General features: G+C 49.2%; 6 protein-coding genes and 1 pseudogene. 4 read left to right on the top strand and 3 right to left on the bottom strand.

Annotation, left to right across the window (positions count from 1 at the left end; translation table 11 throughout):
* Positions 1–1,205 (top strand): vitamin B12 dependent-methionine synthase activation domain-containing protein (locus ABYW01_RS07995; RefSeq protein ID WP_372831948.1); only part of this gene is annotated, 1,205 nt, incomplete at its 5' end.
* Between the two features lie 104 nt (positions 1,206–1,309).
* A complete protein-coding gene (locus tag ABYW01_RS07990; protein ID WP_372831947.1) occupies positions 1,310–1,801 on the top strand; it encodes a GNAT family N-acetyltransferase in 492 nt (163 codons plus the stop codon).
* Positions 1,802–1,836: 35 nt separating this feature from the next.
* Here ABYW01_RS07990 and ABYW01_RS07985 read toward each other — a convergent pair whose 3' ends face one another.
* The 3 genes from ABYW01_RS07985 to ABYW01_RS07975 form a co-directional block, all read right to left on the bottom strand.
* Complete coding sequence (locus ABYW01_RS07985; protein ID WP_372831946.1) at positions 1,837–5,076, bottom strand: EAL domain-containing protein; 3,240 nt, start codon at positions 5,074–5,076, stop codon at positions 1,837–1,839.
* Positions 5,077–5,087: 11 nt separating this feature from the next.
* Positions 5,088–6,077 carry an ABC transporter substrate-binding protein gene (locus ABYW01_RS07980; RefSeq protein WP_372831944.1) on the bottom strand — a complete coding sequence of 330 codons (990 nt, stop codon included), beginning with the start codon at positions 6,075–6,077 and terminating at the stop codon, positions 5,088–5,090.
* Positions 6,078–6,209: 132 nt separating this feature from the next.
* Positions 6,210–7,682, bottom strand: a complete 1,473-nt coding sequence (locus ABYW01_RS07975) for a PLP-dependent aminotransferase family protein (protein WP_372831943.1) — start codon at positions 7,680–7,682, stop codon at positions 6,210–6,212.
* A 103-nt stretch (positions 7,683–7,785) separates the two neighbouring features.
* Here ABYW01_RS07975 and ABYW01_RS07970 point away from each other — a divergent pair, with 103 nt between their 5' ends.
* Together ABYW01_RS07970 and ABYW01_RS07965 are read left to right on the top strand one after the other, a co-directional pair.
* Positions 7,786–8,382 carry a pyridoxamine 5'-phosphate oxidase family protein gene (locus tag ABYW01_RS07970; protein ID WP_372831942.1) on the top strand — a complete coding sequence of 199 codons (597 nt, stop codon included), beginning with the start codon at positions 7,786–7,788 and terminating at the stop codon, positions 8,380–8,382.
* 307 nt (positions 8,383–8,689) lie between these two features.
* Positions 8,690–8,788: pseudogene (locus ABYW01_RS07965) on the top strand (peroxiredoxin); the annotation flags it as partial.

The following is an 8,788-nucleotide window of genomic DNA, read 5'->3' as shown; positions in this document are numbered from 1 at the left end:
GTGGTGCAACAACGTCTAAAGCACATACCGCGGTGAAGATCGATCCGGTCTTCCATCGTGACCAGGTGGTGCATGTCACCAACGCATCCCGCGCAGTCAACGTTGCGTCCTCCTTACTCTCTAAAGACAAAAAGCCTAACTATGTCAAAGAGATACAGGAAGAATATCAGGCAGTGCGCGAACGTCATGCCGCACGTGCAAATGATAAACGCCGTGTCACGCTTGAAGCCGCTCGTGAGAATAAATTCCAGATTGACTGGAATGAATACACGCCTCCGGTTCCGGCTCAGCTTGGACTGCAGGTTTTCGACAGCGTCGCGCTAGATGAGTTGCTGCCGTATATCGACTGGTCCCCGTTTTTCCATTCATGGGAACTGGCTGGTCGTTACCCACGCATTCTGGAAGACGACATCATCGGCGAAGAAGCAACCAAGCTCTTTAAAGATGCACAGGATATGCTGAAAAAGCTGGTGGACGAGAAGCTGCTAACTGCTCGTGCAGTTGTTGGTGTGTTCCCGGCAAACAGCATCAATGACGATGACATTGAACTCTATACCGACGAAAGCCGCACAGAGGTTCTGACCACCCTGCACCACCTGCGTCAGCAGATGGAGAAAGTTGAGGGTAAAGCCAACATGTGTCTGACGGACTTCATTGCACCGAAAGACAGCGGAAAACAGGATTACTTCGGCGCATTTGCGGTGACGGCAGGTCACGGCTGTGACGAGCTGGTCGCACAGTACGAAGCCGACCACGATGACTACAACTCCATCATGGTTAAAGCACTGGCAGACCGTTTCGCTGAAGCCTTCGCTGAAATGATGCATGCAAAAGTACGTCGTGAAATCTGGGGATATGCTGTAGACGAAGCGCTGGAAAACGAAGACCTGATCAAAGAAAAATATCAGGGTATTCGCCCCGCACCGGGTTACCCGGCATGCCCGGAACACACCGAAAAAGGTCTGCTGTGGGAATTACTGGATGCTGAAGCGAACACAGGCATCACCCTGACTGACGCTTATGCAATGCTGCCCGCCGCATCGGTCAGCGGCTGGTACTTTAGCCATCCAAAATCTCAGTACTTCGGCGTAGCGAAGATCAGTGAAGATCAGGTTGAAAACTACGCAGAGCGTACAGGCATGGAAATGACGGCGGCTGAACGCTGGCTGGCACCAAACCTGGGTTATGAGCCAGAAGAAGGCTAACGCTTAGGCAGTGCACGATAACAAGGGTCGGTGAAGCAATTCATCGACCCTTTTTTCGGCACCATCCGCGACTGCACTCACATTGTCCGTCAGGTAAAAAATCTATGTCCACTCTGAATATCCGTCCCGTTCAGGAAAGGGATTTGGACCGCTGTTTCGCAATAGAAACCGTGTCCTATTCCGGAGACGAAGCCGCAAGCAAAGAAAAGATTCTCAAACGAATCAATACCTACCCCGAAGGATTTACCGTTCTGGAAAACGAGCGGGAAATCATCGGTTTTATCAATGCAGGCGCAACCCATCAGGTTGAACTGTCCGATGAAGAATTCAAAGAACTGATTGGTCACGACCCGGCAGGAACGCAGATTGTCATCATGTCAGTGGTGATACATCCTGATTACCAGAGACAGGGAATGGCGGCAAAACTTATGGATGACTTTATTGCTCGAATGAAAGCAATGGGCAAAACCGAGATCTATCTGATTTGTCAGACAGAACTGATCCTTATGTATGAGAAGTTTGGATATCAGGACTTAGGACCGTCGAACTCGGACCACGGAGGATTGAGCTGGCACGAGATGTCACTGCATCTCTAATATCATGGCGCTGATCGCTCATACCTCAAGAGCGATCAACTTTCAGTTTCGCAAAGGCTCGAACACCCAGGAAATGGGGAACACCAATGATGTACCCATTGCGGCAATTGATTGGCAAGTAGCGGTCTCGAAATAACATAACCTTGCGCCAGCTCGCACCCGATATCCATCAGGAAGCGGCCATGATCGATACTTTCCACACCTTCGGCAATAACCTTTAATTGAAACGCCTTCGCGAGCCCCATAATCCCTTCCAGAATGGCCAAATCATCTGGATTATCAATCAATCCCAGGACAAAGCTTTGGTCGATCTTTAGTGTCGATAACGGCAATGTCTTCAGATACGTCAGAGATGAATAGCCCGTACCAAAATCATCAATAGCAACACTGACACCCAGATCAAGGCAGCTATTCAGAGTCATTGAGGTGTGAAGAATATCGTCCAATGCTGCGGTTTCCAGAATCTCCAGCTCAACCTGATCGGGCGATACTTGCGGCCACGCATCCAACGCAACTTTCAACGAACGGACAAAGTCAGAATGCTGTAGCAGTGTTGCACTGACATTCACGCTGACAGGCAAAAACAGCCCCTCATCCTGCCAATTAGCTACCTGCTCCAGTGCACGACAGATCACCCAATGGCCCAGTTCAATACTCAGGGGATGATCGCCGATGGCGGGGAGAAAATCATCGGGGCACATCAGACCTAATTCCGGATGATTCCATCGAATGAGCGCCTCGACACCTACAACAGCACCCGTTTTCATGTTCACTTTCGGCTGGTAGTAGAGCTCAAATTCGTCTCTGCTCAGCCCAGTTCTGATTCGCTCGATGATCTCATGGCTGCCGCGTAAAGCGCGGTCTTGTGCCATATCAAATATATGGAAGTGATTCTTTCCTGACAGCTTCACTTGGTACATAGCCTGATCAGCCTGACGCAGAAGCTGATCAGCATCAATATCTTCATCTTGCGGATAGAACGTAACACCTAAGCTTGCGCCAACCCGGGTCACATACTTTTCTCCCCGTACATCCCTGCCAACTTCATGCAAGATGCGCTGCAATATTTCCTCACAACTCTGATGTGTTTGCAGGTCTCCAATCACCGCAACGAACTCGTCGCCACCCAGCCGCGCCAGCGTATCACCGTCCCTCAATGCCGTTTGCATCCGACTTGATACCGTTTGCAGAAGACGATCTCCCACATCGTGTCCGTAGGTATCATTAACCTCTTTAAAGCCATCCAGATCGATATAAACGATGCCTAACTTGGTACCACGCCGCAGACTCAGCATCATAGCCTGCTGGAGACGATCTGCGAGCAATATACGGTTCGGCAGCCCCGTTAGCACATCATAGTGTGCAATATGCTCTAACTGTTGCTGATGTTTCTTCAGCAGAGTGATATCGCGCGCTACCGCAAGAACAGTGCGGACCTCCCCATCCTCCGGCATGTCGGGCGTGAGTTTAAGATTGAAGACTTTCTCACCCGCCGGCCCTCGCATTTGGACTTCCGTCTCGTACGGCTCGGCTTTAGAAAACGTATGCGCAATCGAAGATTCAAATTCCTGACAAAGCCCCTCATCAAAACCCAGTTCCCGATGCGTTTTGCCAATATATTGCTCAGCTTCCAGTACGGTGACCACATTGATATTTTCAGAGATAAACAGGTGTCGCCCTTTGATATCAAATCTCATGATGATATCCGGTAATGCAGCGATCAAACTGCGTTGCTCCAGTTCGCTCTGCTTGAGCACATCCTCAGCAAGCTTACGCGCGGTAATATCAACGTGTGTTCCGACCAAACGTCTCGGGGAAGATTCCCGCCCTTCCGCATCTCGTGCTAACTGCGCACGCGAAAGAATCTCGACCCAATACCCTTCTTTGTGCCGCATACGAAACTCAACCCTGAAAGCTGAATCACTGGGCGCTGCAAGATATTCCTCTACTTTCATTAAAACCGTTTCCATCTGGTCCTGATCGACCAGATGCGCCCAAGTATCAAGCTTGCTTTCAAGCTCGTGATCAGCATAACCCAACATCGACTTCCAACGGGGAGAGTAATACACCTCGTCAGACTCCAGGTTCCAATCCCAGAGGCCATCATTTGCCCCCATCATCGCTATCTCAAGACGCTCACGACTGGTAACGACCTCCTGATACGAACTCTGAAGCTCATCAGACATCTCCAAAAGCTGTGATTGGATGATGCCCCACTCATCTGAACGAATGGGTGCGGACGCATCACCGCGCCCTCCTTTAATTGCCTGAATAAGCTGCAACACATCATCAAGCGGTTTTTGAATGCTGCGCCGATTTATGCGGATGACCAGTACAAGTGTCACTAACGCAATACCGAGGGATAACACCACCAACTGCGCACGTGTGCTTTGAATAATCTTCTCTATATCAGAACGCACCAACGCACTGCGCCGGAAAGTATCGGCATCCAAACGCGCCATGTCAGTGAGCACTGCTTGTTCGGCATCATGTAACGCCGAGACTGCATCATTTAGATGTCCATGCGTTGTTATGTAACTGAGCAATCGGTTTCTATATGCGACAATGTTTTGATTAAGCGTTTCACTCACAACAGCGATATCGTCTGTTGAAGCCGTAAGTGTTTGCAGGCGTAAAGCCATATCATCCACTTGGGAAATAACGTTTCCTTTTGGACTTTGCTCTATTTCAAAGAGAATCTGCTCAGCCAACTGCTTACTCAGCGACAATAAACTCTCCCTGAGACCCGCAACCAACACCATCAGCTGATCCAGATGCGCAGTCGTCTTCCCTGTTAGAGTTTGTTGAATCAGTGTTTCGCCGATGAAATGCTCTAAACGTGTCAAATTACGTTCGGTGCTCTGCTCAATATCGCGTAATGCTTGCAGCTCTTGATTCTGAATAACGCATCGTTTTAGCAGGGTATCCGCGGACATACGAAATCCTGAAAACGAATCCATTAATACAGGATCAGTCAGATGGTCGGCCAGCACACCAAGATTGCTGCTCACCACGTTGATTTCATCAATGTTTAAGTTTGAGCTACTGCATTGACGACTTAGGTTATCGATATCTGATAAAAGCGAAGAGACTTGACGCCCAAGCTGGGCGTTAGAGATAACACCGGAGACTTCATCGTTTACAACCTGGGTTAACAGGGCTTCAACTCGATAAAAGCTAACCCCGGTAACGGATGTGATCGCCGTGAAAGAAAGAATAATAAGCACGGCCAGCAAAATAAGTTTGCTGGCAATGCTTGGAAATAGACGTGTCATCACTGACCCGCTTAGGGTTGCTGGCGGACGAGTGTCGCCCCACGTAGCACCAAAGGTTTCAATGAAATTTGGTGCTCATCAAGCGCAGTCACGTTCACAACCCGCTCACCTCTGGTGTTTTGAACGACTGGAATCTCTGCGAGATCCTTTCCGCGCATGGCTGTCAGAAGCATCTCGGCCGAGGTTTCACCCTGCTCCTGCCCTGTTTTCACAACTGCTGCCCAGGCACCCTGCTCTACCTGATATCTATTCCCGCCGAGCAGAGCACCGTCGTAGGACGCATCCAACCGCTTCAATATTTCGCTATTCGCGAGCGGCTCTTTATTTTCATCAACAATACCCTCAAGGCTGTCAACAAACAGGGCATCACACGCTTGCCCCATCTCATCACTCACACTGCTTAATTCAGTCGTGGATTTAATAAGATAGAAATCATGCACCTTAACCGGATAATCCTTCTGTTCCGCCATCACCTGGCTTTGCAGCGCCCTTCCGGAGGGCACATCGTTCGTTAGAAAACACGTATTTTGTATCTTCGGCATTAATTGCTTGGCGAATGCGAGCGACTCGTGAACATGAGCCCGCTCCAATATCCCGGATATATGGCTGTTTGGATAACCGTATTTATCCGCATTGGAATTAACACCCGCAAACATAATTGGCGTACTGACTTTGTCCTTTAAAGAAGGAACAATAAACATCGATTGCGCATTATCATCAACGGCGATAACACCGTCCGGTTGTAAATTTTGATAGGTGTTATAAGCCTGCTTTGCTTTAGTAAGGCCATTCTTCGGATCGACCTTCGTATCCATATAAAAATAGGTCGTTTCAGCATGTGAACCCAAAGCAGATTCAATACCTGCTTTGATCTCTTTACACCAAGGGTTTTGCTCCTCGTAACTCATGACAACGAGCACGTTATATGGGCCCTCTTCAGAGGCCTGTGCAGAGCAGGCAAGCGCCGCTCCCATTAAAGCTGATGACAGATAGCGCTTCATCTTCCCCTCCATACTGCATTTTGAAAGGCTATTAGAGAGACATTACATAGTTAAACTCAGTTCAACAACTATGCGTGTCCCGTATATAGCAAAAAGATTTGATCTGATCCTAACGTAATAGGAACACGTCAGTTATGTATATGCATCAATGATCTTTTTGAGCCTATTTACCGCCGTTAGAATCTGTTCTTCGTTATATCCGGCAAACCCCAAAATCAGCCCCTTTATCGGTGTTTGGGCGGTAAAATAGCGGGATAAGTCTCGAATACCTAACCTTTGCTCCTCGCAACGATTCCTAATATCGCTATCACACCAATGTTGCGGAATAAGATAGACCGAATGCATTCCTCCGTCGCTTTCTATCAACTCAAAATAGTCGCCGAACTTATCCTTTACCAGCGTATGAAGATAATTACGCCGCTGCTGATAGAGTTTACGCATGCGTCGAACATGGCTGGCAAACTGACCATTAGCCATAAACTCAGCCAATGCCAACTGCGGTAGGATAGAGTTACCACCTTCCATATACGTTTTTGCGCGCTTAGCCATCTCAAGCAAAGGCTGAGGTACAACCATGTACCCCAAGCGGATACCAGGATGCAGGATCCGGCTGAAGGTGCCGGTGTAGACCACGACATCTTCACCTCCCAGCCCTTGCAACGAGGTCAGTGGAGGATGGTCAAATCGAAACTCACTGTCGTAGTCATCCTCAATCAGCCAGCTACCGCTCTGCTGCGCCCATTGCAGTAACTGTAGCCGCCGCTCCAGGCTGAGCGTATAACCAAGAGGATGGTTGCGTGACGGAGTCACCATGACAACACGCGCATCAGGCGCTTGCGCTAAGCCATCCTCCAAACGGATACCTTGTTCATCGACGGATGCGGGAATTTTCACGGCTCCAGCAGCTAACACCGCGCCATCCACCCCCTGATAACAAGGATCCTCCGTCAATACCGGCTCACCCTGATCCACTAGCAAACGCAATGCCAGAAACATCGCTTGCTGTGAACCAGAACAGACCATGACCTGCTCTGCATTACACTTCACACCCCGCACTACACGCAGATAACTAGCAATTTGCTCTCTTAATAATAAGTTACCCATTACCGAATTTTGCTGGTGTTTCATCTGTCTGCCCGCTCGTGCGACGGCGCGCTGCCACTGATGCCAGGGGAAGCTCGCAATACACGGCTGTGCAGGTAACAACAAGGCACCTTGAGGTGTTTGATTGGGTGCTCTTACATCCGTCAGTTGGCATGCTAAAGATGATAGCTTTGGGCTTGCCTGTGGCATCGCTCTTTTTGAATACGGCTGATTCGACCCTGTGAGTTTTGGAAGGTCTGCTGCGACGAAACTGCCCGCACCTTGCCGGGTTTCCACATAACCCTCTGAATGCAGCATTTCATATGCCGCTTTGACCGTGTTGCGTGAAATACCCAGCTCAGAACATAACGGGCGACTCGCGGGAAGCTTGGTACCGGGATGTAGATGACCCGCAATGATTGCTTGCTGAAACGCACGAAACAGGCGTGCGTACTGCGGCAATGCTGAATCACCTTCATGGAATGGTAAGAACAATGCCGTGGGAAACTTAATATCGCTCAAAGTGGGCCTGTAAACTTTCTGATAATGGATCTCTTCAGGCTCCAATTTAGCCTCTAATCTAGACCCATCGCAAGCTTGAACATGACATAGGAGAAGGAACGCAGTGAAGCCCATCGACATCACAGACAGAACACGCGTAAGACGAGGCCCCAAAAAAGCGTGTTATAACCGTGAAACAATCTACTCGATTCTAGATGAAGCATATGTCTGCCATCTGGGGGCCACCATGCATGGTACTGCGGCCGTTCAGCCCAATTTTCACTGGCGTATTGGTGACCGCTTATATATTCACGGTTCCAGCAAAAATGGACTATTTCAGTCAATCATCCGAGGTGAAACGACCTGCATTACGGTAACACTGCTGGATGGGTTGGTATTTGCCAAATCGGCATTTCATCACTCGGCCAACTTTCGGTCCGTGATGCTATATGGCAAAGGCAATGTCGTAGAAGAGCCTGAACACAAACAGTTCGCTCTGGACCAGATGCTGGAGAAATTCAGTCGAGGGCGCTCAAAAGAAGCCCGCAAACCCAACAATACTGAGATGAAGGCCACAGTGGTCATCAGCTTCCCTATCGAAGAGGTATCTGCAAAGATCCGTACCGGTGGGCCCATCGATGATGCGGAAGATGCTGACTATCCAACATGGAGCGGTATAAAGTCCGTATCGACCCATATTGGTGAGCTCCAGCCCGACTAACCCCATCCCAGAATCAAAGTCGCACTGGTTTGACCTGCGACCACATGAATACAGTGCAACATCCGCCGAGAGTTGCACTGCTCAGCCAACACACAATCCTCATCACTGTGGGGAACTGACCTATAGTGATAGATGACTGATTCAGTCATCTATCCCAGGAAGCAGGCGACTAAGACATGACTAATCCAGTGTCTTTTGTCTACCTGTATTGCTTCGCTTTCTGGCCGAATAACCTGCCCGTCCTTTACGGGTGTCAAAACAACACCCTCCGAGTGACGGCAGAATCAACTAATAATGGAGGTGAGTTATGTCACTCCGAATAGGCGATGACGCGCCTGACTTTACCGCTGAAACAACCGAAGGACGTATCAATTTTCACGAATGGATAGGTGATAGCTGGGCGATT

It is taken from the genome of Pontibacterium sp. (assembly GCF_041587635.1).
Classification (GTDB): Bacteria; Pseudomonadota; Gammaproteobacteria; order Pseudomonadales; family Balneatricaceae; genus Pontibacterium.
This window is presented reverse-complemented; position numbering and strand designations above follow the sequence as displayed.

Coding starts and splice junctions, on each gene's coding strand:
- ABYW01_RS07990 (WP_372831947.1), top strand. CDS start 1,310: ATGTCCACTCTGAATATCCGTCCCGTTCAGGAAAGGGATTTGGACCGC.
- ABYW01_RS07980 (WP_372831944.1), bottom strand. CDS start 6,077: ATGAAGCGCTATCTGTCATCAGCTTTAATGGGAGCGGCGCTTGCCTGC.
- ABYW01_RS07985 (WP_372831946.1), bottom strand. CDS start 5,076: ATGACACGTCTATTTCCAAGCATTGCCAGCAAACTTATTTTGCTGGCC.